Origin of the sequence: Pantoea sp. S61 (genome assembly GCF_016625145.1) — a bacterium.
GTDB classification, from domain to species: domain Bacteria; phylum Pseudomonadota; class Gammaproteobacteria; order Enterobacterales; family Enterobacteriaceae; genus Pantoea; species Pantoea rwandensis_B.
Genome location: NZ_JACVUO010000002.1, coordinates 253757 through 279128 on the forward strand (window position 1 = coordinate 253757; position 25372 = coordinate 279128).

The window sequence follows — 25372 nt, forward strand, 5'->3', positions numbered from 1 at the left end:
ACTATACCTGTGATATGAGCAATTGATTTCTACTATATCCAGCGGCGTCATAACCTGCAGCTGTTTTCAACTCACAGGACTCAGCCATGAATGTACTGATTGTGTATGCCCATCCAGAACCGCGTTCACTGAGCGGTTCGTTGAAAGATTTCGCCGTCAATCACCTCCAGCAAGCAGGCCATCAGGTGCAAGTATCTGACCTCTATGCCATGCAGTGGAAAGCTCAGCTCGATGCTGCAGATACACTGGCGCCACTGGTGGGCGCACACTATGACGCCACACTGGATTCCCGTTGCGCTTTTGACCAACAGCTACAGGCTGCCGATGTTGCCGCAGAGCAGGAGAAACTGCGCTGGGCCGATACGGTGATTTTCCAGTTTCCGCTGTGGTGGTTCAGCATGCCCGCCATCATGAAAGGCTGGTTTGACCGGGTTTATGCTAATGGATTTGCTTACGGTGTCGGCGAACACAATGAACAGCACTGGGGGGATCGTTACGGCGAAGGTACGATGACAGGCAAACGCGCGATGCTGGTGGTCACTACCGGCGGCTGGGAATCACATTATAGCCCGCGCGGTATCAATGGGCCGATTGATCAACTGTTGTTCCCGATTCAGCACGGCATGCTGTTCTATCCCGGCTTCAGCGTGTTGCCGCCTCTGGTGTTTTATCGTGTACAGAAATCCGCGCAGGAACGCTTTGCTGGCTGGTGCGATACCCTGGCCACGCGGCTGGATACGCTGGCGGACACGGCACCGATTGCCTTTCGTCAGCAAAATGGCGGCGACTATGCAATTCCCGCGTTAACGCTGAAAGATACGTTAGCGAAAGGAGAAAGTGGTTTTGCTGTGCATGTGAAATGATTAAACGGCGTTGGCGCTACTCATACAGCCAACGCCCTGCCTTGGCAGATTCAATCAGCATGCTCAGGGTAAAATCAGGCACCACAGGGACTTCACGCTTGTTGAAGGGATTCAGTATCTGCGCCAGTGACGGTTCGTCCGGATAGTAGGTATCAATCAAAAAACCGCCGCGATCTACCGCGAATTCGCTGAAGAACTCGTCCATCAACGCCTGCGCTTCTTCACGCTCGAAGTTCAGATCGGTATCGATATCAATCTGCGGCGTGAGTGTTTTTTGTTTAAACAGATAGACACCGTCGTAGCGGCGCACTAATTCGTAGATACGCTGGTCGATTTCGTCGGTCATCACCTACCCTCCTGTTAAACCAGCGGCTATTCTGCCATGCAATCTCATCTGCCAGGTAGCGCAAATGATAGCACTGTGCCGCTCTGCTTCATGCGCTGCCAATAAACCGTCGTTCGATGGCTTGAAACCGCGCAGCCAATTGGCTTCCGCCAGAAAAAACATTAAATTACATAAAGATAAACAATAAAATTCATTCAATGATTCCTTCAGTGTTAATAGCCCGCACCTGAGCGCGGTGCGGGCTAATAACTTTCTGGTCATCATGGATGATTTACCAGCCTCACACGGTCACCGGAAGAAAGGTGGCGGCTGCCAGGACGTGCTGTTTATTCACGTGATCGACAGGAGATTTTTTACAGGCGCGGGAGGGGGGACTGCACAAACTGCAGGTAAAGGGTTTTTTGATGTTCTCGGTGATCACCACATATCCTCCCTGGCAGATTCTGCACGTTGTGCGGGAAATAATACCGCAATCAATAAAGCGTAATAAGGTCCAGGCGCGTGTTAGCCCTAATATTGGCTTTTCATGGCTTTGAGCAGCACACTGTTCCAGATAGAGTCGGTAAGATTTCATCAATACGTTAATTGGCGGCCCTTTTTCCGTCAATTTTAAATAAAGATAGATGTTATAAAACATCGATGCGTGAATATTTTGTTCCCATGACATAAACCAATCTTCTGAGAAAGGCAGCATACCTTTTGGCGGAGGTGCTCCTCGTAACGCTTTATACAAGCGTAATAATCGTCGACGGCTTAGAGATGTCTCAGATTCTAAAACCTGCATACGTGCGCCGAGCGAAATCAACTCCATAGCGATATGATCATCAAGCACTTCCTGCAACAAATTCTTCTTACTCATTCTGATCACCTCAATCTGTTGTTACGAGATCTTTATTGAGCGAATTCAGTAAATCCGTCGACAAGATAATGCCCGTGTGAATGCTCTGTAGTGCCTCAATTCGTGATTCTTTCGTGAGATTCTCAATCAAGAATTCATCATCAATGCGTAAGCGGCAAATGAATTGATTGGTCGAGGCCAACTTCATCAATTGGGGTAACGTCAGAACCTTGAGATTATCGATGGTCGCTTCCGATAACCCAAGACGGAAGCCTGCTGCAAACTTATCCTGTCTAATTAATTGTTGCGCCAGTAGAAGGTAAGATAAATTCAAATCGTGGATATGCGGAAGATACTCATCAAAGTCAGACATTGATAACACCTTGTGTTTATCGTGCGGAGCACGGGTTCAATAAGAGAGGAATATCTATTCCCATGTGATGCTAATCATCGTGTGATCGTGAGCTAAACGTTTTTGCCAGCGACGCGAAAACCACTGATCAACGATTGAGTCGCATCCAGCAATGAAAAAATGATATCCATCAGAAATTCCCGTAACAATACCGCAGAAAAGACTGACTGAGGAAATCTCTTTAAGATCATGATTAATAAAGATAATAAGATTATTAATTCTTATTAATTATCAAGTTCATCCGTTAGCGGATCCTGAGTTGCTTCAAACCTTTAGATCGCTTCATCATAATCCAGACGACTGCGCAAACGTTTTAATGCCAGACTGTGAAGCTGGCTCACCCGTGTTTCTGAAATATTGAGAAACAGAGCGATTTCGCGCATAGTGAGATCATGATGATAATAAAACTGTAAGATGACTCTTTCTCGCTTCGGCATAAAACGTAAGTATTGCGTAATAAGCTGAATCAAATCTTGCTGGATTGAATAATGCAAGGGGTTTAACAAAGCATGTTCATCGTTGGCCTGTTCCCATAAATCGGCATAATGCTCTCGCAGTTCATCAATCGAGTGAAGCTGGCTATTATATTTATCTTCCAGCATCTGATGGAAACCCCGCAGTGGCACCCCCATTCGCTCGGCAATATCCCGTTCACTCGCGCTCGAGCCTTTCTCCTGTTCAACAATCTTGATAATTGCAGAAATTTGACGCGAATGCGTTCTGACACGACGCGGTACCCAATCACGCCCGCGCAGTTCATCAATTAACGCCCAACGCACACATTGTGTCACCCAGGCGCTGAGGGCAACGCCTTTCTTCTCGTCAAAGCTGTCAACGGCGGCAATAAATCCCATTGCACCTGCTTGAATGAGATCATCGAATTCTACGCTATGTGGTAGCCTTTTTTTCAGGCGCAACACTTCCTCTCTCACCAGAAAATGATATGTCGACCACAACTCACTTTTATCATCAATTCCGGATGTTGTGTATAACACATCCATATTAACCACCCTGTAACCGTCTTTAAACTGATTATCGGGCGAGTGCTATTGTTTAAATAGTGCGATAAGATTTCATTACCAATGCTATTTAATCTCTTTCATTCGTCAATGAATAGCGCGTTAAAATATCTCTCTCAACTGAGTCTTTTGTACCGATATTAGATAAAGCCAGCCCCCTTCGTTTGTCAACAGCAAAATCCCGTTGATGCCAATGCTCTGCTCGTCTGATGCTGAGATAATTTTCCTATTCTCTCTCTCACTCGCACGACCGCACTCACGATTTCCTGCTTCACCACCCTGTCATGATTCACCTAACACGATCCGGCACCGAAATGCAGATCCTCAAAGACACAAGGGCGATGGCTTCCTGTCAGCATCAGCGAAGCATCTTCACGTATTCAGAATGCTGATTTCCCGAGAAAAGTCCCCGCCATGAACCGCGACAACCCCCTGCAGTAGCGAGTATTTCCGTGCTGTCTCAAGTCAATCAGGTGTAGCAGAGTGGGCTGAGCCTGCGGCATCAATCAGTACCTCACCTTGCTAACATTTAGCGTGCCATTTTCGCCCTCCCGCTATGGGGCTACCTGGCTGGTTCGCCTTTTTTCTGATGAAAAATACTAATCATTATTACGCTAACAACTTACGAGTAGCGGTTATTAGCATTGTTAATTATCGATAAAAAATAACCACATAATTTTAGTGGTTTACCTATCATAAAAAACCTTAATGATTAAGTGGCTTTTCAACATTTTTCAGGAAAATAATCGCAGGAAAGTGCTGAAAATCTGGCACTCTTTAGCTGAAAAATGGGAACGGTGACCGCAAAAATAACATTAACAACCGACCCGCTCTTTACCCTAATTGATAGACAACTTCTTTATGCCCAACACAATCCTACTTGGACAGGCAGCCAGATTAGACAGACGTACTCGTATACTAAGCCGGACGCTGGATAATATGTCCGTGACGTTGCCCGCCAGCGCCGCGCGCTGCCTGTATGCACTCGCGGAGGCGCAAGGCGAAGTGCTGACGCATGAACAGTTGATGGAGATTGGCTGGCGCCGTGACGGTTATGCCGCAACCGATAACAGCGTACGCGTGATGATTAACAAGTTACGCCGTGCATTCATGTCGCTGGAGCTTGAGCAGCAGATTAACCTGCTGGCCGTCACGCGCAGCGGTTACCGCTTAATCATTAATGTCCCACCAGCCGTCGATCACTCCGTTCCTGTGGCGATGCCCCTGGCGCCGCCTGCTCGTGGCACGCTGACCTGGCGACGCGTAACAGGCATCACTGCCGCCGGTATCACCGCCGGGTATCTGGTGGCATTGCTGGTACAACACTTCTTTCTGCTCACACCAAAACCGATCGATTTTGTCAGCTGGCATGGCCCGGCGATTCCGGATGGCAGCAGCGTCTGGGTGCCGAAAGGACATCATACGCAGCACGCATTGATTGAAACCACACTGCGCACCTATCGCCGTTATGTGCTGGATGCGAACCCGGACAAACCCGCGGCAAGAGTGCTGTACGTCACGCTCAGCTCCGCCAACAATCCGCAACATCAGGGCGTGATTGCCTGCCAACAACCCTTTGAGGAGGCGAAAAATGCATGCGAGTCCTTCTATTTTCGCCTCAATTAAATCCCCGTGGCTCTGGCTGTTTGTCGGCGGCTTTGTGCTGGCGTTTAGCGGCGTGATCGGGCGCTGGCTGGCCACCAGCGCGCAGCAGTCCCAGTGCCGGTTTCCACTGGCGTTTTATGACATCAAAAGTGAGCGTGAATGGGTGCTGACGCAGGGGATTTACCGCAGCTATCACGATGGCTTCAGTGAGGGGCATTTAACCTATCTCGGCACGCTTTCTCGTTTTATGGATGGGCAACTTATCGCACCTGCCACCCCGATTCATCGTGCGGTGTGGTTTAACGGCGAGTTCAACCACAACCTGCTGAAAATCACCGTCACGCAACACAGCCGTGGCCTGGGTGACAAAAGCCGCGACGAGGACGTGCAAAAGTATGTCTTCCCGCATTGGCAAGCAGGCGATGTCAGCGTGATTGCGCTTTATCTCTTTAATGGCCGCGTGCTGGCCTCCGGCACAGAGAGCGTGGCGCGTAATGTCTGCATCAGGTAGCCAGAAATTTAGCGCAGCGCTTCTGACAACGGCTCAGGGTGCTCGAACAAGTGTGATGTAAGGGGTTAGCCTGGTATCGCCCATCAGGAACTTCATACCTATCCCCTAACGTCAGAGGGAAAGCAGGTGCCGGTATTCTGCGGCCAGAGTATCAGTAGTTAGCGCAACGTGCGTATGGCCTGGCTGATTAGATGAAAATCGGCGCGCCGTACGAGCGGTGACGGTGTTGAGTCATCAGGCAGAAATTGGGTATTGAGTGCGGCAAGGATTATGCTTTCGAAATGAATATTACTGTTGATTATGAAGGCGTTGCTGCTGAATTTCAGACACAAAAAAAGCCGCTCGTAAGCGACTTAATTTTGCATCAATCGATGGTGCCGAAGGTCGGACTCGAACCGACATGTATCTCTACGGTTGATTTTGAATCAACTGCGTCTACCGATTTCGCCACTTCGGCACTGAAGAGGATGCGGAAAACGTTGGCGATTATACCGTTACGCGCAGAGTGCGCAACACTAATCGACAGCGCTGTGCGCTAAGCGTTGAAAAAACCAGCACTTCGCCATTTATGTGGCGCAAACGCGGCAGCTCGAGCGCCCTTTCGGCGCTTTCCGGTACAAACTCCAGAACATTCCCAAACTCCCTCTACTTCGGAACTTTCTGTGCTTACGCCTCTCTTAACCAAAACTGACAACGTCAGATGTATAAAACAAAGAGGTTGAGATGAACAAAGCAGCACAACGCATCATTTTGGGATTGGGTATCGCGGTGGCAATGGCGGCAGGCAGTGCGTCGGCAGCGAGTTGGCAGGACCAGCTGAGCAGCGCGGCATCGCAGCTGTCTCAGCAAAACAGCGGTTCTACCACTACCAGCAGCACGCAGAACGGCGGTCTGTCGCTCTCTTCGCTGAGCGGTTTACTGAATGGCGGTGACAAAGCGGTCAGCTCCAACAGCATGACCAACGCCGCAGGCGTCATGTCCTACTGCGTGCAGCACAACGTGGTGGATAACAATGTGGCATCGGTGAAAGATCAGGTACTGAGCAAGCTTGGCCTGAGCAGCCCTGCCGCACAAGAGCAGAAAACCGATTATCAGCAGGGTCTGCAAGGTTTGCTGAACACCGGCAACGGTCAGCAGCTGAATCTGCAGAGTCTGAGCAACTCGCCGATGGGTGAGAAACTGAAGACCAAGGCCTGTGACGTAGTGCTTAAACAAGGCAAGAAGTATATCGGCATGTAATCCCCGCCCTATTTCGGGTAGCAGGTGCGCTGGCGGCTTTTTTCCCCCGCATCGCTTACTGAGTAAGTGCATCGGGCGTCTCTCGATAGCCGCCGTACTGCATCCGGAATGATAGTGGGTGAAGTGACCATGAATAAGACGCGAGCTGTCCCTCGCGTCTTATTTAGTATTGATGGGGGGCGCAATAAATTGCGCCGCCACTGGCCATTAATCCATCAGCTCATCAACCCTTTAGTTTCTTCTACCACCCTGCCCAGCACATCCACCGCCTGTTCAAACGATCGAATATTGGTGTAGCCGATCACCAGTCCGTAGCGTTTCTGGGTTTGCGTATACCAGCCTGAAAGCGGCAACACGCGCAGCTGATGACGCTGCCAAATCTCCGCCAGCGCCACATCCTGAATGCCTCGCCGCAGGAAGGCCACGATATGCATGCCGCCATCAGTGAGTTCAAAGTCAAACAGCTGCGGGAAACAGTGCTGTAGCGCATCCAGCATCATGCGGCGGCGCTGCTGGTAGAGAACCCGCATCTTCTTGATATGACGATAGAAGTGCCCTTCACTGAGGAACTGTGCGAGGATTTTCTGCGGTAACAACGGCATACCGGTTTCGAGGATTTCACCCAGCTCGCGGAAGCGTTCAATGGTCTGTTGCGGCATCACCAGATAACCCACGCGCATCGCGGGCATCATGGTTTTGCTGAAAGTGCCGGTATAGATCACCCGATCGTGCACATCAAGACTTTTTAGCGCCGGGATCACTTTGCGCGTGTAGTGAAACTCGCCGTCGTAATCATCCTCAATGATCCAGCTGCTGTTCTGCTGCGCCCACTCCAGCAATTGATGCTTACGGGGTAGTGATAACGTCACCGCAAGCGGGCTCTGATGGGTTGGCGTGACCACCGCAAAGCGTGCGTCTGAGTGATAACGCTGGAGGAAATCCACGTCGAGACCTTCCCGATCTGCCGGCACATAGTGCAGATTCGGTGCGATGCGCTTTAACAGTTTCTGCCCAAAGAAATAGCCCGGGTCTTCAAACAGCACTTTGTCGTGAGGATGGGCTAGCACGGCCAGGATGAGGCGCAGGTTGGCACGATAACCGGTGGTGATAAAAATCTGCTCCGGCTGGCAGTTAAGCCCGCGCGAAATATTGAGATAGCTGGCAATCGCCTCACGCAATGGCTGGTAGCCCATAATGGCGGGCATGATCATTTCATCGGGCCGCAACGTTCGCGCCGCCTTTCCGGAGATCAGCAGCCACTTCTTGTGCGGGAACTCATCCAGTGCCGGAATACCCAGCCGCAGCTCGCCTTTGCTTTCAATCACCGGATGTTCAAGCGGTGTGGAAGGTGGCGCCGTGGTGACCACGGTGGCTTCACCGAGATTCAGTGCGGGGTTCACGCGCGTGCCCTTCGCGCCCTGGCTGACAAAATACCCCTCTCCAATAAGGATCTCGTAGGCGGCCTCCACGGTTTTGCGCGCGACTTGCAGCTCACTGGCTAACACGCGGATCGCCGGCACCCGGTCGCCTGGCTTTAAGCGCCCTTCCAGGATCTGCTGGCGATAGCGAGCGTAGATTTCTTTGTAACCCATCTGTCTTCCTTCATCACGATGAGGAGCACATGAATGCGCTCTGGAGAGTGAGCGCAGGATTCAGCAGCATAACCATGTCCTACCTGTTTTCTCCTATATTGACCCTTTTCCCTTCGACATAGAAGTTTAAGATGTCCCCATCAACCCGACAACCGCTTGCAGGCTGCTATGAAGATTGTTCATTACCAAACGCCCACGGAGCTGGCCTGCTGCTATGCATTGATGCGCGAGTTGCGTTTCAAGCTGAAGGATGAAGCTGCGTTTGTGGCGCAGGCACAGCGTCAGCAATTACAGGGCTACCAACTGGCGGGTATCGAACAGGATGGTCAACCGGTGGCGCTGGCGGGCCATCGCCTGCTGGAAAACTTTATTCATGGCCGTTTTTGCTACATCGATGATTTGGTGACCTGCACCAACACGCGCAGCCAGGGTTTGGGGGCCGCACTACTGCACGGTCTGGCGCAGCATGCACGGGAACAAGGCTGTGGCCGCATCGTGCTCGACACCGCGCTGAGCAATCAACGGGCACAACAATTTTATCAACGCGTCGGTTACCACGCGTTGGGACTGCATTTTTATCGCGATCTCGCTGAGGGAGAAAATTCATGAAACTGCTGCATATTCAGGTCAGCCCGGATCTGGCCGGATCGGCCTCACGTAACGCCTCGGCGCGTTTGGTGGAGAAGCTTCGCGCCCAGCATAGTGATCTCGAAGAGACGGTACTGGATCTGGCGCAGCATCCGTTGCCGCACCTGGATGCCTTCACCATTGGCGCGTTCTTTACCCGCCCGGAGGATCGTAACGATGCACAGCGTACCGCCATTCAGACTTCCGAAAAAATGGTGGATCAGCTGTTCGCCTGCGACACCCTGGTTATCTCGTCGCCGATGTGGAACCTCGGTTTGCCGTCGGTGCTGAAAGCCTGGTTCGATCATATCACTCGCGCCGGACGCACCTTCGCGTTTACACCGCAAGGCACCAAAGTCGGTCTGGTGAACGGCAAAAAGGTGTACAGCGTGGTCGCCAGCGGCAGTGTGTTTGCCCACGGCCCGTTTGTGCAGGATGACCAGTTCACCCCTTACATCCGCGTGGCACTGGAATACATCGGCATCACTGATGTGGAATTTATCCGCGTGGACGGTACGCACGATCCCGTTAGCCGCGACACCGCATTACCCCTGGCTCTGCAAGCTATTGACCGCTTATTTTGAATGAGGAAAACATCATGACTTCACGCGTTAACCATTTTAAAACCGCGCCAGCACTGGCCAAATCCATGTCTGATTTCTCTAACACCGTGGCGAATACCGCGCTGGAGAAGTCACTGAAACACTTGATCGATATCCGTGCTTCGCAGTTGAATCACTGTGCCTTCTGCCTCGACATGCATGTGAAGCAGGCGAAAATCGACGGCGAGCGCGAACTGCGTCTTCATCACGTTTCTATCTGGCGTGAATCTCCACTGTTCAGCGCTCGCGAGAAAGTGGCTTTTGCCCTGACCGAAGCCCTGACCCGCATTGGTGAACACGGCGTGGATGAAGCGCTGTACGGTGAAGTGCGTGAACATTTCTCTGAAAGCGAAATCAGTGAGCTGACCTTTAAGATCGCTGCCATCAACACCTGGAACCGCCTGATGATTTTGTCACAGATGGCACCGGGTGCACTCGATAGCGCTTACGGGCTGGATCGTGCTGATTTGCGTTAATTTTTACCGCCAGTAGCCCGTGCTGCTGGCGTTGTCATGTTCATCTGCGCTGCCTGACGCTATAGTGAGATTTTGCACCACACAGGACAGCGCGCATGAAAGGCATCAATATTGCGATTTACTTCGATCCCGACCTGATTCACATCAGCGTTCACCAACAGGATGACAGCTATCTCAGCCACCACTTCAGCTACGATGACAGCGTGATTGAAGAGATTTACCAGTGGCTGGAGCAGTTCACGCCTAATCGCACCCACATTTGCCTGATTGAGCACGATACTGCCGACATCCTCGCCGATGAGCTGGTGGATAACGGCTATCACGTCCATCAGGTGACGCAGCACGATCTCCTGAACTGGTTTGCCAGCGAGCCTCCCGCAGAACCCGATGGTTCGCCAGTGCGCGCCCTGCTGCGCTATCTGGAAAACGAAAACCCATCTGAATACCAGTCCCGTACTCCGCAGATCGAAGCCTTAATGGATATGCTGGATGAGCTGGACGATCTGGAAGGCGTGGACGAAGTCGAGGATGAGGACAACCTGCCGGATGACGTACTGCGCTTAATGAAGCAGAAGAAAATCACCGCCAACCAAGCCGCTGAGCGTTTGCTGCCCGACGTCAATGAACGTATTCGCGAGCACCTGATAAGCTATCCTGAGCTGATGACGCCCGAGCTGCTGGAAGATTTCTTCCCGGAGTTGCTGGAAGCGTTAGAAACGCCAAAACATTGATGCATTTTGCACACGCGCTTAATCGTGCCGCGACGCACCTTGACGGTGTGTCGCGCTGCCATTGGAACTCGGGGAAAATCATGCTGGAACTGTTTAAAGCCATCGGGCTGGGATTGGTGGTGCTGTTGCCGCTGGCCAATCCGCTGACCACGGTGGCGCTGTTTCTCGGACTGGCGGGAGACATGAATTTTCAGGAACGCAATCGTCAGGCGATGCAGGCCTCGATCTACGTGTTCCTGATTATGATGGTGGCGTGGTACGCCGGGAATGCGGTGTTGCACACCTTTGGCATCTCGATTCCTGGACTGCGTATGGCCGGTGGGTTGATCGTCGCCTTTATCGGTTTTCGCATGTTGTTTCCGGCAAAACCGGTCGGTCACTCCGTCGAAGCCCGGCATAAACAGGATGAAATCGACGCCACGGATGCAAATCGTGAATCGGTGAATATTGCGTTTGTGCCGCTGGCGATGCCCAGCACGGCGGGTCCGGGCACCATTGCGATGATCATCAGTTCGGCCTCTACGGTGAAATCGGGCGTTGATTTTCCAGCGTGGGTTGTCGCGGTCGCGCCGGTGCTGACCTTCTTATCGGTGGCCGTGATTTTATGGATTTCGCTGCGCAGTTCGGGTGCCATCATGAAGCTGGTGGGTAAAGGCGGAATTGAAGCCATTTCGCGATTGATGGGCTTTTTGCTGGTGTGTATGGGCGTACAGTTTGTGATTAACGGCGTATTAGAAGTGGTGCGGACTTTTCATGGGTGAAAGTGCGGCCCGAAGGCCGCACCCGATTTACTCTGCTTTCAACGTCTTGCGCACATCCGCGACCTGATCTTTGGTCACGGCTGGGGCATTGTTACTCCAGCCCTGACGGATAAAGGTCGCCAGCTGCGCCACTTCATCATCCGTCAAACGCTTGCCAAAGCCCGGCATCGCGAGGGTTGACGGCGCCTTCTCGGTCGATGGCTGCTGCGCACCGGCGAGAATGGTGTGGATCAAGCCGGTAGGATCGTTGGCATTCACAATGGTGGCCTGATCCAGCTCCGGGAAGATGCCTGGCGCGCCTTTACCGGTCACGAAGTGACAGGCACCGCAGTTATCGATGTACAGACGCTCACCTTCCGTCAGGTTTTTCGCTGCGGTCAGTTTGGCTTCCGTGGCCTGCTGCTTCTGCACGTTGTACGCCTGCAGCGGTGGGTTGCCACCGATGAACTTCAGATAAGACGCAATGGCTTTCAGATCGGCATCCGTCATGTGCGAGCTGGAGTGCTCAATCACTGACTTCATCTCTCCACCCACGGCGGCTTTGTCGTTACGACCAGTTTGCAGGTAGTCGACGATCTCCTGCTCACTCCAGCGCGGTAAGCCACGCAGCGACGGCACATCCCAGTTGTTCAGGCTACCACCAGCGAGAAATTTGTCGTCACCGCTGTCCAGCGCTTTCTCGTTCATGCCGAGACCGCGTGGCGTATGGCAGGAGCCACAGTGCCCCAGGCTTTCCACGATGTAAGCACCGCGATTCACTTCTTCCGACGCGCCGCCAATCGGCTGGAATGGCTTATCAGAAGTGAATGCCCAGTTCCAGAAGCGCATGCCCCAGCGCTGACTGAACGGGAAGCTCAGTTTGGTCTCTTCCGGTTGCTCGCTGCTCGGCTTCACACCCTTCATGAAGTAGACATACAGCGCGTGCATGTCTTCATCGCTGATTTTGGCGTAATCCGGGTATGGCATGGCCGGATACAGACGTGAACCGTCCGGCAGCACACCTTTACGCACGGCATCAGAGAACTGCTGCTCGCTGTAGTTGCCGATGCCGTGTTCTTTGTCCGGCGTAATGTTGGTGGAGTAGATGGTGCCGAGATTCGACTCAATCGCCAGACCACCGGCGTAATCGGCCTTGCCCGCTACGGTATGGCATGCCATACAGTCGCCGAGACGTGACAGATATTCACCCTGCTTGATCAGCGCGGCTTCATCTTCCGCGTGAGCCTGGACCGCAAAGCTTCCCAGCAGTACGGCGTTAGCGATTAACAATGATTTTAATTTCATGTGCTTATGCCTGTACCAATGGACCTGGGTTTTTCAGATAGTGTTCTTTGATCGCCTGCGCAGCCATCAGGGTAATCGCGCCGATGGTATCGGTCGGGTTCGCCTGGAAGTTTTGCGGGAAGGCGTTGCCGCCCGGTACAAACACGTTATGCACATCCCAGCTCTGCAGGTATTTGTTCAGCGCAGAGGTTCTCGGGTTATCGCCCATCACCGCACCACCCACGTTATGGGTAGATACGTATTTGGTCAGGTCAAAGTCCGCGCCCATTGGCAGGAAGCTCATGCTCATGCTGTCTGGGTTCAGCTCTTTGGCGATATCGCCGACGATACCTTTCAGATGCTGTTGCAGCTTGAGTTCGTTCTCTTTCCAGTTAAAGGTCATGCGCAGCAGCGGCTGGCCACGATGGTCGGTGTAATGCGGATCCAGATCCAGATAGATATCGCGATACGACTGACAAGTGGTGGTAATGCTGATCTTCATGGAATGGTTGTACCACTCTTCCAGACCTTCTTTGTAACCCATACCCCAGGCTGGCGTGCCCTTTGGCAGCGCTGCCGCCATTGGCGTGCCGGTAGCTTGCGAGCTGTGAATCTTCGCGCCGCCGAGGAAGCCGAGGCCAGGACCATCAAAGTTGCCTGGTGAGATGTCGTTGAACATCTGGCCGGTGGCGCCTGCGGTGGCGTAAGAGTTGAAGTTCTTGTCTTTGAAGAACAGGGTTGCGCCGCCGTTCGACAGGAACGCGTAGTTACGGCCCACCACACCTTCTTCGGTGATTGGGTTGTACGGCTTGCCGATACCTGACAGCAACATCAGACGCACGTTGTACAGCTGGAAGCTCGACAGCACGACGATTTTGGCCGGCTGGAACACTTCGTTGCCGTCTGCATCGAAGTAGAGAACGCCCTTCGCCGTTTTACCATCGTCGTGCAGCACCACTTTGTACACTTCCGCATGCACTTCGTAAGAGAAGTTAGGCATACGCTTCAGTGCATCCATCACAGCGGTTTGCGGTGAGGCTTTGGAGTAGTTCAGGCACGGGTATTTCGAGCAGTAACCGCAATAGTTACAAGGCGCGATCTGGTTGCCGTACGGGTTTTTCCACGCGCGAGACACGCAAGCAGACGGGTTCGGGAACGGGTGGTAACCCAGCCTGGTCGCGGCTTCTTTGAACATCACGTTGTTCAGCGTATCTTCCAGCGCAGGCAACGGATAAGGCTCAGAACGTGGACCTTCAAACGGGTCACCGCCTTCCAGAATCTGGCCGCGCAGGTTGCCGGTGTTGCCCGACTGACCGCAGATCAGTTCAAACTTGTAGTAATACGGCTCGATCTCTTCCCAGGTGAACGGGAAGTCCATCACGCGCATATCTTCCTGCAATACGCCGGGTTTGTAAGCCTGATCGACGTAGGTCTTCAGTTTGATATCGGTTGGGGTTGGGCGAATCAGTACCGCCGTCCAGTGCATACCTGCGCCGCCCACACCGGTACCCGGAGCGAATGCGCCCCATTTACGCGTCGGGAGTGCCGTCTGGCTCATGTTGTAACGCACGGTGACCGCCACTTCTTTCGGCGTGGCGAACACTTTGTTACGCACGTTATAGGCGTATTCATCAGCGGGTTTCGGGTAAGCGAAATCCGGGTAATCACGCTCGCCGCCGCGCTCTAACGCGCGAACTTCCAGCCCGGCCATTGCCAGTTCGATGCTCATCAACGAGCCGGCCCAGCCGAGGCCGCAAACGACGACGTCGACTTCTTTCTTTGTAATCTGTGCCATGTTAAATCCTGTCTCACATACCAAATACGGGGGGAGGCTTAAGCGCGCTCACCCAAGAGGCTGACCGGTCCCAGCGGGTACGGCACGTTGTGCTGCTTCACCCACTCGGTGAAGCTGGCGCGTGCGCCTGGGAAACCAATCGCAATCCAGGCTTTCATGCCTTTGTTGCCGCCGTACATCGGGTCAGCGAGGTAGCCGTGTTTGGTATCTGCAAGCAGTTGACCAAAGAATTGTGAGGCTTTCAGGTTGGGTTCGCCCAGTGCGGCAAAGTCGATACCGTCGTTTTTGTTCACTTTGGTCAGCACAGCATCTTTCTCTTCCAGCGTCAGTTCATGGAAGGATTTTTTGTAGGTGCTCTGCGTCCACTGTTCCACCAGCTTGATGCCTGTGCGATACAGTTCCTGCGGGGTGTAAGGGATCTGATAACCCATGGTGGCTGGCGCGTGCACGTCGAACGGACCCTGCATGTAAATTTCGCCGCCGAACTCAGGGCTATGGAGTTGCTGATCGATAAAGATCGGCACGTTAGTTTCCAGTGCACCTGGCGCCTTGCCCTTACCACCGGCCGGAATCAGACGATCGGTCGCGGCCAGAATAAACTGCCACTCCTGAGCGCTGAAAAAGATCGGTTTGTAATCGGCGAGTTCCGGTGCTGCCATTTCCGCAGCTTGCGCCGCAGTTAATCCCTTAAATACCAGGTCGCTTAATGGCAAAGCCAATAACGACCCAAGCAAAAACTTACGTCTGGTGGTCGGTTTATTTAGAAGCATGGCGCGACGACTCTCACTTGCTAAGAAAGATAATTATTTTTGTTAATGGCTTTATAAATCGGTAAATAACCTGGCAATCTTAGGGATATAAATATTTCTGAATGTAAGAATCAATGTTCGGATGTGTTTTGATGAGAAACCATCATGATGTTGAATTTAGGTTAAGGGCAGGTAAAGGGCTTTCGGAGGGTGAATTGGACTTTTAACCGTACAATTGCTGTGTTTTTAGCGAGTCTGGATGGGCAAATGACCAAAATTGATCGCGTAAAGAAATAATCGCTCAATTCAATCGATAAAAATAAATCATACTTCCATACAAGAGAATTATTCTCATTAATAACATCTTATTTACTTAATTGACCAGTACATGAACGATCTATTTCCTGAAAATGACAGGCGGCGCACAAAACAAGCGAAATAATCGCAAGATGTTATCATTTGTTAATTTCCGGCACAGCTCAGAACAAACTGGCATTTTGCCTGAACGGCAGCAGCGATAGAGTCGATTAATCTATCACTCAGGATAATAATAAATGCGTTCATTGATTTTGTTCCTCGCCTTGTGGGGCAGCACGTTTGCGTTGCAGGCCGCCACGCCGAAAGACACGTTAGTGGTCGCCGTACCGCTGGATGGCATCATCAGCTTCGACCCTGCAGAAAGCTTTGAAACCGTCAGCAACAGCGTACAGCGCAATATCTACCAGACGCTGGTACAAGCCGACCGCGATACGCCACAGAAACTGGCACCGCTGCTGGCAACATCCTGGCAAAGTGGCAGTTCGCCACACAGCCTGGTGTTTAACCTCAAACCCGGCACTCGCTTCTCCAGCGGTAATGCGGTGACACCGCAGGATGTGATTTTCTCACTGACGCGCGCCGTGCAGTTGAACAAGGCACCTTCTTTCATTCTCGCCGAATTTGGCTGGACCCGCGAAAACATCGCCAGCCAGTTTAAGGTGCTGAGTAACCATCAGCTGGAGATACAGTGGCCTGCACAGATCGGTCAGGATTTGGCGCTGCGCCTGCTGACTGCGCCGGTCGCCTCGGTGGTGGACAGTAAAACCGTGCAGCAGCATGAGGTAAATAACGATCTGGGTAATGGCTGGCTGCACACCCACACCGCAGGCAGCGGCGCGTTCACGATTCAACAGTATGTGCCGCAGCAGGCGCTGGTGCTGAGCGCCAATCCGCAAGCTAACCCGCAGCCACACCTGAAGCGTATTTTGCTAAAAGGCGTGGCCGATGCCGGTGCGCGTCGCCTGTTGATCCAGCAAGGCGATGTGGATGTCGCTTATCAACTCGGCCCGGATCAAATCGATGCGCTGAAGAGCGATAAAAACCTGCGCATCGAGGCGTTCCCTTCGAGCCTGGTGTATTACCTGGGCTTCAATACCCAAAACAAAGCGCAACCGGCACTGGTCAACCCGGCCCTGTGGGAAGCGGCGCGTTGGTTGGTGGATTACCAGTCCATCTCAAAAGATTTGCTGAAAGGTCAGTACCGCATTCATCAGAGTTTCCTGCCGCAGGGCTTTGATGGCGCACTAGAGGCTCAACCTTTCCACTACGATGTGGCGAAAGCCAAAGCGATTTTGGCCAAAGGGGGCATTAAACCCGGCAGCAAGTTTGCGCTGACGGTGATCAACCAGCCGCCGTACATTGATGTTGCCCAGGCGCTACAGGCCAGCTTTGCCAAAGCGGATGTGCAGATTGAGCTGCAGCCGGTGGCAGAATCCGAGTTGTGGAGCAAAATGCGCGGCCGCGATTTCCAGTCGATCTTTATCTACTGGGGCGCGGATTACGTTGACCCCAATACCAATGCCAGCGCATTTGCTTACAACGTGCCGGGCGGCTCAAAAACGCTGGCGTGGCGAGTCGGCTGGGAGATTCCTGCACTCAGCGCGAAGACACGTGCCGCTGCGGGTGAAAGTGACGCCACCCAACGCCGTGCGCTTTACACCGATCTGCAAAATACCGTGCAGCAGAATTCCCCGTTTGTGGTGATGCTGCAGGGTGCGCAGCAGGTCGCGGTGCGTAACAACGTCAATCATGTGCAGCAAGGGATTGGGGTGAGCTTGCTATTCTTTGATGTGGTACAAAAGCAGTAAATTCTGTTGATGGGGGAATGACTTCCCCCCTCAACACTTTCAGTACAATCTTCATCCTTCTCCTCGCATCGCTTGCTATTCTTTCTGGCATAACCTGTTGCCTGCGAGTGAAAAAATATGACCACCCCGTTGCTGATTGCTCAAACGCCCGACATCCAGTTATCCTTGCTTTCCAATATGGCGAACCGCCACGGCTTAATCACTGGCGCCATCGGCACCGGTAAAACCGTGACGCTGCAAAAAATTGCCGAGTCCTTCTCCAATATCGGCGTGCCGGTGTTTATGGCCGATGTGAAAGGCGATCTGACTGGCGTAGCCACCGCCGGTGAAGGCTCGGAAAAGTTGCTGGCACGGCTGGAAAAGATTGGCGTGACCGACTGGCAGGCACAGAAAAATCCGGTGATGGTGTGGGACATTTTTGCCGAGAAAGGCCATCCAGTGCGCGCCACCGTTTCCGACCTTGGACCGCTGTTGCTGGCGCGCTTGCTCAACCTCAATGATGTGCAATCGGGCGTGCTGCAAATCATCTTCCGCATCGCCGACGATCAGGGCCTGTTGCTGCTGGATTTTAAAGATCTGCGCGCCATGACGCAATACATCGGCGATAACGCTAAATCTTTCCAGACGCAGTACGGCAACATCAACAGCGCCTCTGTGGGGGCGATTCAACGTGGCTTACTGGCGCTGGAACAGCAAGGCGCTGAACACTTCTTCGGCGAGCCGATGCTGGATATCCGTGACTGGATGCGTTGTGACAGCGAAGGCAAAGGTTTCATCAATATCCTTTCCGCCGAGAAGCTGTATCAAATGCCGAAACTCTATGCCACCAGCCTGCTGTGGCTGCTGGCGGAGCTGTACGAACAATTGCCCGAAGCGGGCGATCTCGATAAACCGAAAATGGTGTTCTTCTTTGATGAAGCACATCTGTTGTTTACCGATGCGCCGCCGGTGCTGCTGGAGAAAGTGGAGCAAGTGATCCGTCTGATTCGATCCAAAGGCGTCGGCGTCTATTTCGTCACGCAGAATCCCTCGGATATCCCTGACAACGTGCTCGGCCAACTAAGCAATCGTGTACAACACGCCCTGCGCGCCTTCACGCCGAAAGATCAAAAAGCGGTGAAAAGCGCCGCCGAAACCATGCGCGCCAATCCGGCATTCAATACCGTGGAAGCCATTCAGGCGCTGGGCACTGGCGAGGCGCTGATTTCGTTCCTCGATGAAAAAGGCAGCCCATCGATGGTGCAGCGCGCCATGGTGATTGCGCCCGGCTCGCGCATGGGGCCGATAACGCAGGATGAGCGTAACGGCCTGATCAATAACTCACCGCTGTACGGCAAATACGACACCGAAGTGGATCGCGAATCCGCGTTTGAGATGCTGCAAAAAGGGGTGCAAGCCGCGCCACAGCAGGCCGATGCGCCGGAAGCCAAAGGCAATAGTGTCGAAGTTGATGATGGCATTCTCGGCGGGTTGAAAGACATTCTGTTTGGCACCACCGGACCGCGCGGCGGCAAGCGCGATGGCGTGGTGCAGAGCGTGGCAAAAAGCGCGGCGCGCCAGGTAACCAACCAAATCATTCGTGGCGTACTGGGGAGTTTGATGGGCGGCCGTCGTCGATAACACACTGGAAATATTATCTTCCTCCGCGGCGCTACGTATGGCGCGGGTATCAGCAACGCTGCAGTGACACCTGCGCGCCGCGACATCAATGACGCTGATTGAATAGGTGCAATGATTCGCGCCGCCACCATAAGGTGTGGTCTGCTAAGATCGTTCTATGGATAAATATCAACAACTCAAACGGAGCAAGCGTCTGGCACTCGCATTGCTGCTGGTTGCCGCAGTGACTTTTGTCGTGACGCTGTTTCTGCCACCCAATTTTTGGGTGCTTGGTCTCAAGGCCATTGCTGAAGCGGCGATGGTCGGTGCGCTGGCAGACTGGTTTGCGGTGGTCGCGCTGTTTCGCCGCGTGCCGGTGCCCTTCATCTCGCGTCATACAGCGATTATTCCGCGCAATAAGGATCGCATCGGGGAGAATCTTGGCCGCTTTGTGCAGGAGAAATTTCTCGATACCGATTCGTTGCTGGCGCTGATTCGCCGCCACGATCCCTCGCAGATGCTGGCGCATTGGCTCAACACACCGGGCAACGCCGATCGCATTGGCCGCCATCTGTTGCAGGTGATGCGCGGCTTCCTTGATCTCACGGATGATGAACGCATCCAGCGCTTCCTGCGGCGTGCCGTGCATCGCGCCCTGGATAAGGTCGATCTGACGCAATCCAGCGCACTGCTGCTCGACAGCCTGACCAAAAACAATCGTCATCAGGAACTGCTCGATGCCGCAGTACAACAGCTGCTGCGTCTGCTGCATAAGCCTGGCACGCGTGAATTTATCGCGGCTCAGATTGTGCGCTGGCTGAAGCGTGAACATCCGATCAAAGCCAAAATGCTACCCACCGAATGGCTGGGCGAGCACAGTGCTGACCTGGTGGCTAATGCAGTGGACTCGATTCTGGATGAAGTGGCAATCAATCAAGGTCACGAACTGCGTCTGGGCTTTGACCGCGCAGTACAGCGACTGATTGAGAAGCTGAAAACCGACCCCGAAATGGCCGAACGCGCCGAGGTGATCAAAAGCTGGCTGAAAGAGGATGAGTCGCTGAATCGCTACATCGGCGAGCTGTGGCAGGATTTGCGTAGCTGGCTGAAGGCCGATCTTAACAGTGAAGATTCTCGCGTGCAGGAGCGCGTGCGTCTTGCCGCGCTATGGTTCGGCGAAACGCTGGCAGCAGATGAAGCGCTACGTACCTCGATGAATCAACACCTGGAAGATGCCGCCCGCAGCATTGCACCAGAGTTCGCCGAATTCCTGACGCGCCACATCAGCGATACCGTAAAGAGCTGGGATGCGCGAGAGATGTCACAACAGATTGAGTTGAACATTGGCCGCGATCTGCAGTTTATTCGTATTAACGGGACGTTGGTGGGTGGCACCATTGGATTAGTTCTGTATCTGCTATCGCAGCTGCCAACGTTGATTCATACATTGAAGTAATAAAAAAACCGCCATGGAGATGGCGGCTTCAATGGGTTTTCGTGATAGCTGCGGGTTATCCCTTTACCATCATTAACTGCGCTTCATCAACAGATACAAGCTGATGGCAAAGAACGCGGCGCTCGGCAATAGCGCCCCCAGAAGCGGCGGGATGCCATACACCAGGCTCAGCGGTCCGAAGATCTGATCCAGCACGTAGAACAGGAAGCCGAAGCTGATACCCGTCACCACGCGCACGCCCATCGACACGCTACGCAGCGGACCAAAGATAAACGACAGCGCCATTAGCATCATCACCGCCACGGACAGCGGCTGGAAGATTTTACCCCACATGTTTAGCAGATAACGCCCTGACACTTGGCCACTCTGCTTAAGGTATTTGCTGTAGTTGTACAGACCGCTAATGGACAGCGCATCCGGATCCAGCGCGACCACGCCGAGTTTGTCAGGCGTCAGGTTGGTTTTCCACTCCCCACCCAGACTTTGCGAACCGGTAATCTGTTTCGCATCACTCAGGTTGGACTCATCCACCTGCGACAGCTGCCACAACTTCTTGTCTTTGTTCCATGTCGCACTGGCGGCATAACGCACGCTGAGAAGACGACGCTGATCGGTGAAGGTGTATATGCTGACGCCATCAATCTCGTTGTCGCCTTTGATACGTTCGATGTAGATGAAGTCATGGCCGTCTTTCGCCCACAGCCCATTCTGCGTCGACATCAGCGAGCCGCCGTACAGTTGCTGCGCACGGTAGTTACGCGCCATCTGCTCGCCCTGCGGTGCCACAAATTCGCCGATAGCCATGGTCAACAACACCAGAGGAATCGCGGTTTTCATCACCGCCAGCGCCACCTGCATACGGGTAAAGCCCGATGCCTGCATCACCACCAGCTCGCTGCGCTGCGCTAGCGTTCCCAAGCCCAACAGTGCACCCAGCAGTGCGGCCATCGGGAAGAAGATTTCAATATCTTTCGGTACGCTGAGCAGCGTGTAGTAACCGGCGTCGAGCGCGGTGTAAGCGCCCTGCCCGGTTTTACGTAGCTGATCGACAAACTTGATGATGCCCGATAGCGACACCAGCATGAACAATGTCAGCATGATGGTGTTGAAAATGGTTTTGCCGATATAGCGGTCAAGGACCTTAAACATCACTGCGATCCTCCACGACTAAAGCGACCACGAATGCGTCGCATCGGTACCGTATCCCACAGGTTCAACATCACGGCCAGCGCCAGATAAGCCAGGTTCACTACCCACATCCAAATCGCGGGATCGAACCTGCCTTTCGCTGCGTTAGAACGTAACGAACTCTGCAGCAGGAAGAAGATCAGATACAGCAGCATCGCAGGCAGCATTGACAGCACACGCCCCTGACGAGGGTTGACCACGCTGAGCGGCACCACCATCAACGCCATCACCAGCACCGCAAACACCAGCGTTAAACGCCAGTGGAACTCAGCCTGGAACTGCGGCGTTTTGTTTTGGTACAGCGTGCTAATGCTCGCCTGATCGGCATCATTCGGATCGAGCGTGGCTTCTTTATAGCCCACCAGCGCCTGGTAGTTGGTGAAGTCGGTGATGCGGAAATCGCGCAGCATCGCCGTGCCCTCGAAGCGCGTGCCTTTATCCAGCGTCACCACTTGAGAACCGTCTTTGCGTTGTTCCATATGACCGCTGTCAGCCAGCACCACCGATGGGCGTGCATTGCCTTTCGGACGCAACTGGGCCAGGAATACGCTACCAAAGTGATTACCCTTCACATTTTCCACAAACAGCACAGTATTACCGTCGCTGGAGGTCTGGAACTGGCCCGCCGCCAGTGCCGCTGCGCCAGGGTTGGCTTTGGCATTTTGTGTGACTTCATCCTGGTAACGCGATGACCATGGTCCTAACCAAAGGACGTTGACAGCCGCTACCGCTGAAGTCAGCAGCATCAGGATCATCGCGGCCTTGACCAGCACGCTTTTCCCCAGGCCGCAGGCATGCATCACCGTGATCTCACTTTCGGTGTACAGCCGCCCAAGGGTCATTAAAATCGCCAGAAACAAGCTTAGGGGCAGGATAAGTTGTGCCATTTCAGGCACGCCAAGTCCTAACAATGTCAGAACCAGATTTGTTGGGATCTCGCCATCCACCGCTGCACCCAAAATCCTGACTAACTTCTGGCAAAAGAAGATCAGTAGCAGGATGAACAGGATAGCCAGCTGGCTTTTGAGCGTTTCCCGAACCAGATATCTAATGATGATCACGCTTAGTACGCCTGTGATAACTTGTCTTTTTGCAGGAAAATCGCTAGTTTCAACGCTTATCAGCCATTTTTCTTCATCAATGGCCGTCATCGTAGCTAAAATAGTATGACGAACGCGTTAGGGTGGTGAAAAAACAACACATTGCCACCACATCTCATTATGACCGTCGGCGTTAAATTGTCATGGCGCCGCTAAAAATAATGGGTTACGAACGCGCTACATTCTAACGACAGCTAAGGCCGTTGTCTTTAAGATTCAGGAGAGTGCATGGAGTTCAGTGTAAAAAGCGGTAGCCCGGAAAAACAGCGTAGCGCCTGCATTGTTGTAGGCGTTTTCGAACCGCGCCGTTTGTCACCCATTGCTGAACAGCTGGATAAAATCAGCGACGGCTACATCAGCGCCCTGCTGCGCCGCGGTGAACTGGAAGGCAAAGTCGGTCAGACCTTGCTGCTGCACCATGTGCCTAACATCCTGTCTGAACGTATCCTGTTGATCGGCTGCGGTAAAGAGCGCGAGCTGGATGAACGCCAGTATAAGCAGGTGATTCAGAAGACCATCAATACGCTGAACGACACGGGTTCGATGGAAGCGGTGTGCTTCCTGACCGAACTGCATGTTAAAGGGCGCAACACTTACTGGAAAGTCCGCCAGGCGGTTGAAACCTCAAAAGAAGCGCTCTACAACTTCGACCAGCTGAAAAGCAATAAAGTTGAACCGCGCCGTCCACTGCGCAAGCTGGTGTTCAACGTGCCAACCCGTCGTGAACTCACCAGCGGTGAACGTGCGATTCAGCATGGTTTAGCGGTGGCAGCGGGCGTCAGAGCCGCCAAAGACCTCAGCAATATGCCGCCAAATATTTGTAACGCCGCGTATCTGGCGTCGCAGGCGCGCCAGTTGGCTGATGCGTACAGCAAAAATGTCACCACGCGTGTCATCGGCGAACAGCAGATGAAAGAGCTGGGCATGAACGCGTATCTGGCGGTCGGTGCTGGCTCACACAACGAATCATTGATGTCGGTGATTGAATACAAAGGCAGTACCGATCCGGAAGCGCGTACGATTGTGCTGGTCGGTAAAGGCCTGACCTTCGATTCCGGTGGTATCTCGATCAAACCTGCCGATTCGATGGATGAAATGAAGTACGACATGTGCGGCGCGGCGTCCGTGTACGGCGTGATGCGCATGGTGGCGGAACTCAATCTGCCATTGAACGTCGTCGGCGTACTGGTGGGTTGTGAAAACATGCCGGATGGTCGTTCGATGCGTCCAGGCGATGTGCTGACCACCATGTCGGGCCAGACCGTTGAAGTGCTGAATACCGATGCGGAAGGCCGTCTGGTGCTGTGCGATGCGCTGACTTACGTTGAGCGCTTCGAGCCAGAAGTGGTGATTGACGTCGCGACCCTGACCGGTGCCTGCGTGATTGCGCTGGGCCATCACGTCAGCGGTTTGATGTCGAACCATAATCCGCTGGCGCACGAGCTGATCAGTGCCTCAGAACAAGCAGGTGACCGCGCGTGGCGTCTGCCGATGGCGGATGAGTATCAGGAGCAGCTGGAATCCAATTTTGCCGATATGGCAAACATTGGCGGCCGTCCCGGCGGTGCCATCACGGCAGCCTGTTTCCTGGCGCGTTTTGCGCGTAAGTTTAACTGGGCGCACCTGGACATCGCAGGTACCGCATGGCGTTCTGGCAAGGCCAAAGGCGCCACCGGCCGCCCGGTTCCGCTGCTGTCGCAGTTCCTGTTGAACCGCGCGGGTCTGAACGGCGACGATTAAAGCCGCGAAAAAATATACACAAATAATCCGAGGTGCAGGAAGGCGGCAAATGAGCGACAAATCGACTTGTCGATTTTAACAGCGCTTACGCTGGCCCGCAGGGTGAACCTCCTTCGGGAGGTTCATAGTCCCGATGAGCTTACTCAAGTCAGTGATTCGGGTGAGCGAGAGCAGCCAACGCATCTGCACCTTGAAGTATGAAGTGTATAGACGTATGAACTCATGGGGCGCAAAATGCGCCCCACTGTCATTAATGGAAATATTCCCGCCATGAAAAACGCCACTTTCTATGTGATGGAGTCGGAAAGCGCCAGTGACGGCCTGAGCGCCATCGAAGCACTAGTGTGCGATCTGGCCGAAACACGCTGGCGTGACGGCAAACGCATTTTGATTGCCTGCGAGAATGAAGAGCAGGCGAATCGTCTGGATGAAGCGCTCTGGCAGCGTCCCGCCAACGCCTTTGTGCCGCACAATCTGGCGGGGGAAGGCCCTCGCTACGGTGCCCCGGTTGAGCTGGCCTGGCCACAACGGCGCGGCAGTTCGCCACGAGACCTGCTGATCAGCCTGCTGCCACAGTTCGCAGATTTTGCTACTGGTTTCCATGAAGTGATAGACTTTGTTCCTTACGAAGAATCCTTAAAACAACTGGCGCGCGATCGCTATAAAGCGTATCGCAGCGTTGGTTTCCAATTGAATACGGCGACGCCACCTCCGCCGCAAACGACAGTGTAGAA

At 53.4% G+C, this 25372-nt stretch carries 24 protein-coding genes and 1 tRNA gene; 14 read left to right on the forward strand and 11 right to left on the reverse strand.

What is annotated here, in order from left to right; translation table 11 throughout:
• Nucleotides 1-86 precede the first annotated feature (86 nt).
• Complete coding sequence (locus tag IAE30_RS06510; RefSeq protein WP_200537386.1) at nucleotides 87-863, forward strand: NAD(P)H-dependent oxidoreductase; 777 nt, start codon at nucleotides 87-89, stop codon at nucleotides 861-863.
• A 16-nt stretch (nucleotides 864-879) separates the two neighbouring features.
• On the opposite strand, the gene IAE30_RS06515 is transcribed toward IAE30_RS06510, so the two are convergent.
• From IAE30_RS06515 to fliA, 4 genes are all read right to left on the reverse strand, one after another.
• Nucleotides 880-1209 carry a DUF1493 family protein gene (locus IAE30_RS06515; protein ID WP_081946746.1) on the reverse strand — a complete coding sequence of 110 codons (330 nt, stop codon included), beginning with the start codon at nucleotides 1207-1209 and terminating at the stop codon, nucleotides 880-882.
• A gap of 280 nt (nucleotides 1210-1489) precedes the next feature.
• Nucleotides 1490-2068, reverse strand: coding sequence for a flagellar transcriptional regulator FlhC (gene flhC, locus IAE30_RS06520; RefSeq protein WP_045832984.1), 579 nt, complete (start codon nucleotides 2066-2068; stop codon nucleotides 1490-1492).
• A gap of 10 nt (nucleotides 2069-2078) precedes the next feature.
• Entirely contained in the window at nucleotides 2079-2420 is a 342-nt protein-coding gene (flhD, locus tag IAE30_RS06525) for a flagellar transcriptional regulator FlhD (RefSeq protein ID WP_200678588.1), read from the reverse strand.
• A gap of 311 nt (nucleotides 2421-2731) precedes the next feature.
• Complete coding sequence (gene fliA, locus IAE30_RS06530; protein WP_200678589.1) at nucleotides 2732-3460, reverse strand: RNA polymerase sigma factor FliA; 729 nt, start codon at nucleotides 3458-3460, stop codon at nucleotides 2732-2734.
• Nucleotides 3461-4417: 957 nt separating this feature from the next.
• Here fliA and IAE30_RS06535 point away from each other — a divergent pair.
• Nucleotides 4418-5104: a helix-turn-helix domain-containing protein gene (locus tag IAE30_RS06535; protein WP_052059458.1), complete on the forward strand. Its 687-nt coding sequence runs from the start codon at nucleotides 4418-4420 to the stop codon at nucleotides 5102-5104.
• A complete protein-coding gene (locus IAE30_RS06540; RefSeq protein ID WP_045832986.1) occupies nucleotides 5070-5594 on the forward strand; it encodes a hypothetical protein in 525 nt (174 codons plus the stop codon). The genes IAE30_RS06535 and IAE30_RS06540 overlap by 35 nt, the downstream gene beginning before the upstream one ends.
• A 372-nt stretch (nucleotides 5595-5966) precedes the next feature.
• Here IAE30_RS06540 and IAE30_RS06545 read toward each other — a convergent pair.
• Nucleotides 5967-6051 (reverse strand) — tRNA-Leu (locus IAE30_RS06545).
• 266 nt (nucleotides 6052-6317) lie between these two features.
• Between IAE30_RS06545 and IAE30_RS06550 the strand changes: the two genes are divergently transcribed.
• Entirely contained in the window at nucleotides 6318-6833 is a 516-nt protein-coding gene (locus tag IAE30_RS06550) for a DUF2501 domain-containing protein (RefSeq protein WP_200537381.1), read from the forward strand.
• Nucleotides 6834-7048: 215 nt separating this feature from the next.
• On the opposite strand, the gene IAE30_RS06555 is transcribed toward IAE30_RS06550, so the two are convergent.
• Nucleotides 7049-8425 carry a PLP-dependent aminotransferase family protein gene (locus IAE30_RS06555; protein WP_200678591.1) on the reverse strand — a complete coding sequence of 459 codons (1377 nt, stop codon included), beginning with the start codon at nucleotides 8423-8425 and terminating at the stop codon, nucleotides 7049-7051.
• 168 nt (nucleotides 8426-8593) lie between these two features.
• Between IAE30_RS06555 and IAE30_RS06560 the strand changes: the two genes are divergently transcribed.
• The 5 genes from IAE30_RS06560 (at nucleotide 8594) to IAE30_RS06580 (ending at nucleotide 11622) form a co-directional block, all read left to right on the forward strand.
• Nucleotides 8594-9034, forward strand: coding sequence for a GNAT family N-acetyltransferase (locus IAE30_RS06560; RefSeq protein ID WP_200678593.1), 441 nt, complete (start codon nucleotides 8594-8596; stop codon nucleotides 9032-9034).
• Nucleotides 9031-9636, forward strand: coding sequence for an FMN-dependent NADH-azoreductase (locus IAE30_RS06565; protein WP_200678595.1), 606 nt, complete (start codon nucleotides 9031-9033; stop codon nucleotides 9634-9636). The genes IAE30_RS06560 and IAE30_RS06565 overlap by 4 nt, the downstream gene beginning before the upstream one ends.
• A 14-nt stretch (nucleotides 9637-9650) precedes the next feature.
• Complete coding sequence (locus tag IAE30_RS06570; RefSeq protein WP_038649331.1) at nucleotides 9651-10130, forward strand: carboxymuconolactone decarboxylase family protein; 480 nt, start codon at nucleotides 9651-9653, stop codon at nucleotides 10128-10130.
• 95 nt (nucleotides 10131-10225) lie between these two features.
• A complete protein-coding gene (locus IAE30_RS06575; protein ID WP_034826425.1) occupies nucleotides 10226-10861 on the forward strand; it encodes a hypothetical protein in 636 nt (211 codons plus the stop codon).
• Nucleotides 10862-10941: 80 nt separating this feature from the next.
• Nucleotides 10942-11622, forward strand: a complete 681-nt coding sequence (locus IAE30_RS06580; protein WP_200678597.1) for a MarC family NAAT transporter — start codon at nucleotides 10942-10944, stop codon at nucleotides 11620-11622.
• A gap of 27 nt (nucleotides 11623-11649) precedes the next feature.
• Here the strand turns inward: IAE30_RS06580 and IAE30_RS06585 are convergent, their stop codons facing one another.
• Genes IAE30_RS06585 through IAE30_RS06595 form a run of 3 tightly spaced genes read right to left on the reverse strand, consistent with a single transcriptional unit; the run spans nucleotide 11650 to nucleotide 15450 of the window.
• Nucleotides 11650-12906: a cytochrome c gene (locus IAE30_RS06585; protein ID WP_038649336.1), complete on the reverse strand. Its 1257-nt coding sequence runs from the start codon at nucleotides 12904-12906 to the stop codon at nucleotides 11650-11652.
• 4 nt (nucleotides 12907-12910) lie between these two features.
• Nucleotides 12911-14680, reverse strand: a complete 1770-nt coding sequence (locus IAE30_RS06590) for a GMC family oxidoreductase (protein ID WP_200678599.1) — start codon at nucleotides 14678-14680, stop codon at nucleotides 12911-12913.
• Between the two features lie 38 nt (nucleotides 14681-14718).
• Entirely contained in the window at nucleotides 14719-15450 is a 732-nt protein-coding gene (locus IAE30_RS06595; RefSeq protein WP_200678601.1) for a gluconate 2-dehydrogenase subunit 3 family protein, read from the reverse strand.
• Nucleotides 15451-15983: 533 nt separating this feature from the next.
• Between IAE30_RS06595 and IAE30_RS06600 the strand changes: the two genes are divergently transcribed.
• The 3 genes from IAE30_RS06600 to IAE30_RS06610 all read left to right on the forward strand — a co-directional run bounded on the left by IAE30_RS06600 (nucleotide 15984) and on the right by IAE30_RS06610 (nucleotide 20610).
• Nucleotides 15984-17555 carry an ABC transporter substrate-binding protein gene (locus tag IAE30_RS06600; protein WP_200678603.1) on the forward strand — a complete coding sequence of 524 codons (1572 nt, stop codon included), beginning with the start codon at nucleotides 15984-15986 and terminating at the stop codon, nucleotides 17553-17555.
• A gap of 117 nt (nucleotides 17556-17672) precedes the next feature.
• Entirely contained in the window at nucleotides 17673-19175 is a 1503-nt protein-coding gene (locus IAE30_RS06605; protein WP_200678605.1) for a helicase HerA-like C-terminal domain-containing protein, read from the forward strand.
• 157 nt (nucleotides 19176-19332) lie between these two features.
• Nucleotides 19333-20610, forward strand: coding sequence for a DUF445 domain-containing protein (locus tag IAE30_RS06610; protein WP_200678607.1), 1278 nt, complete (start codon nucleotides 19333-19335; stop codon nucleotides 20608-20610).
• A gap of 72 nt (nucleotides 20611-20682) precedes the next feature.
• On the opposite strand, the gene lptG is transcribed toward IAE30_RS06610, so the two are convergent.
• Both lptG and lptF read right to left on the reverse strand, forming a co-directional pair.
• Nucleotides 20683-21759 (reverse strand): LPS export ABC transporter permease LptG, encoded by a 1077-nt coding sequence (lptG, locus tag IAE30_RS06615; RefSeq protein ID WP_038649352.1) that lies wholly within the window; start codon nucleotides 21757-21759, stop codon nucleotides 20683-20685.
• Nucleotides 21759-22859, reverse strand: a complete 1101-nt coding sequence (gene lptF, locus IAE30_RS06620) for an LPS export ABC transporter permease LptF (protein ID WP_045815904.1) — start codon at nucleotides 22857-22859, stop codon at nucleotides 21759-21761. The genes lptG and lptF overlap by 1 nt, the downstream gene beginning before the upstream one ends.
• Before the next feature lie 267 nt (nucleotides 22860-23126).
• Between lptF and pepA the strand changes: the two genes are divergently transcribed.
• Both pepA and IAE30_RS06630 read left to right on the forward strand, forming a co-directional pair.
• Nucleotides 23127-24638 carry a leucyl aminopeptidase gene (pepA, locus tag IAE30_RS06625; RefSeq protein WP_200678609.1) on the forward strand — a complete coding sequence of 504 codons (1512 nt, stop codon included), beginning with the start codon at nucleotides 23127-23129 and terminating at the stop codon, nucleotides 24636-24638.
• Nucleotides 24639-24908: 270 nt separating this feature from the next.
• The gene (locus IAE30_RS06630; protein ID WP_058971041.1) at nucleotides 24909-25370 is read left to right on the forward strand and encodes a DNA polymerase III subunit chi; all 462 of its coding nucleotides are present in this window, start codon (nucleotides 24909-24911) and stop codon (nucleotides 25368-25370) included.
• The last annotated feature ends 2 nt before the right edge of the window (nucleotides 25371-25372 follow it).

Coding starts and splice junctions, on each gene's coding strand:
- IAE30_RS06585 (WP_038649336.1), bottom strand. CDS start 12,906: ATGAAATTAAAATCATTGTTAATCGCTAACGCCGTACTGCTGGGAAGC.
- IAE30_RS06540 (WP_045832986.1), top strand. CDS start 5,070: ATGCATGCGAGTCCTTCTATTTTCGCCTCAATTAAATCCCCGTGGCTC.
- IAE30_RS06510 (WP_200537386.1), top strand. CDS start 87: ATGAATGTACTGATTGTGTATGCCCATCCAGAACCGCGTTCACTGAGC.
- IAE30_RS06555 (WP_200678591.1), bottom strand. CDS start 8,425: ATGGGTTACAAAGAAATCTACGCTCGCTATCGCCAGCAGATCCTGGAA.
- IAE30_RS06575 (WP_034826425.1), top strand. CDS start 10,226: ATGAAAGGCATCAATATTGCGATTTACTTCGATCCCGACCTGATTCAC.
- IAE30_RS06565 (WP_200678595.1), top strand. CDS start 9,031: ATGAAACTGCTGCATATTCAGGTCAGCCCGGATCTGGCCGGATCGGCC.
- IAE30_RS06605 (WP_200678605.1), top strand. CDS start 17,673: ATGACCACCCCGTTGCTGATTGCTCAAACGCCCGACATCCAGTTATCC.
- IAE30_RS06560 (WP_200678593.1), top strand. CDS start 8,594: ATGAAGATTGTTCATTACCAAACGCCCACGGAGCTGGCCTGCTGCTAT.
- IAE30_RS06550 (WP_200537381.1), top strand. CDS start 6,318: ATGAACAAAGCAGCACAACGCATCATTTTGGGATTGGGTATCGCGGTG.
- lptG (WP_038649352.1), bottom strand. CDS start 21,759: ATGTTTAAGGTCCTTGACCGCTATATCGGCAAAACCATTTTCAACACC.
- flhD (WP_200678588.1), bottom strand. CDS start 2,420: ATGTCTGACTTTGATGAGTATCTTCCGCATATCCACGATTTGAATTTA.
- IAE30_RS06570 (WP_038649331.1), top strand. CDS start 9,651: ATGACTTCACGCGTTAACCATTTTAAAACCGCGCCAGCACTGGCCAAA.
- IAE30_RS06590 (WP_200678599.1), bottom strand. CDS start 14,680: ATGGCACAGATTACAAAGAAAGAAGTCGACGTCGTCGTTTGCGGCCTC.
- IAE30_RS06600 (WP_200678603.1), top strand. CDS start 15,984: ATGCGTTCATTGATTTTGTTCCTCGCCTTGTGGGGCAGCACGTTTGCG.
- IAE30_RS06580 (WP_200678597.1), top strand. CDS start 10,942: ATGCTGGAACTGTTTAAAGCCATCGGGCTGGGATTGGTGGTGCTGTTG.
- IAE30_RS06595 (WP_200678601.1), bottom strand. CDS start 15,450: ATGCTTCTAAATAAACCGACCACCAGACGTAAGTTTTTGCTTGGGTCG.
- flhC (WP_045832984.1), bottom strand. CDS start 2,068: ATGAGTAAGAAGAATTTGTTGCAGGAAGTGCTTGATGATCATATCGCT.
- IAE30_RS06535 (WP_052059458.1), top strand. CDS start 4,418: ATGTCCGTGACGTTGCCCGCCAGCGCCGCGCGCTGCCTGTATGCACTC.
- IAE30_RS06630 (WP_058971041.1), top strand. CDS start 24,909: ATGAAAAACGCCACTTTCTATGTGATGGAGTCGGAAAGCGCCAGTGAC.
- IAE30_RS06515 (WP_081946746.1), bottom strand. CDS start 1,209: ATGACCGACGAAATCGACCAGCGTATCTACGAATTAGTGCGCCGCTAC.
- fliA (WP_200678589.1), bottom strand. CDS start 3,460: ATGGATGTGTTATACACAACATCCGGAATTGATGATAAAAGTGAGTTG.
- IAE30_RS06610 (WP_200678607.1), top strand. CDS start 19,333: ATGGATAAATATCAACAACTCAAACGGAGCAAGCGTCTGGCACTCGCA.
- pepA (WP_200678609.1), top strand. CDS start 23,127: ATGGAGTTCAGTGTAAAAAGCGGTAGCCCGGAAAAACAGCGTAGCGCC.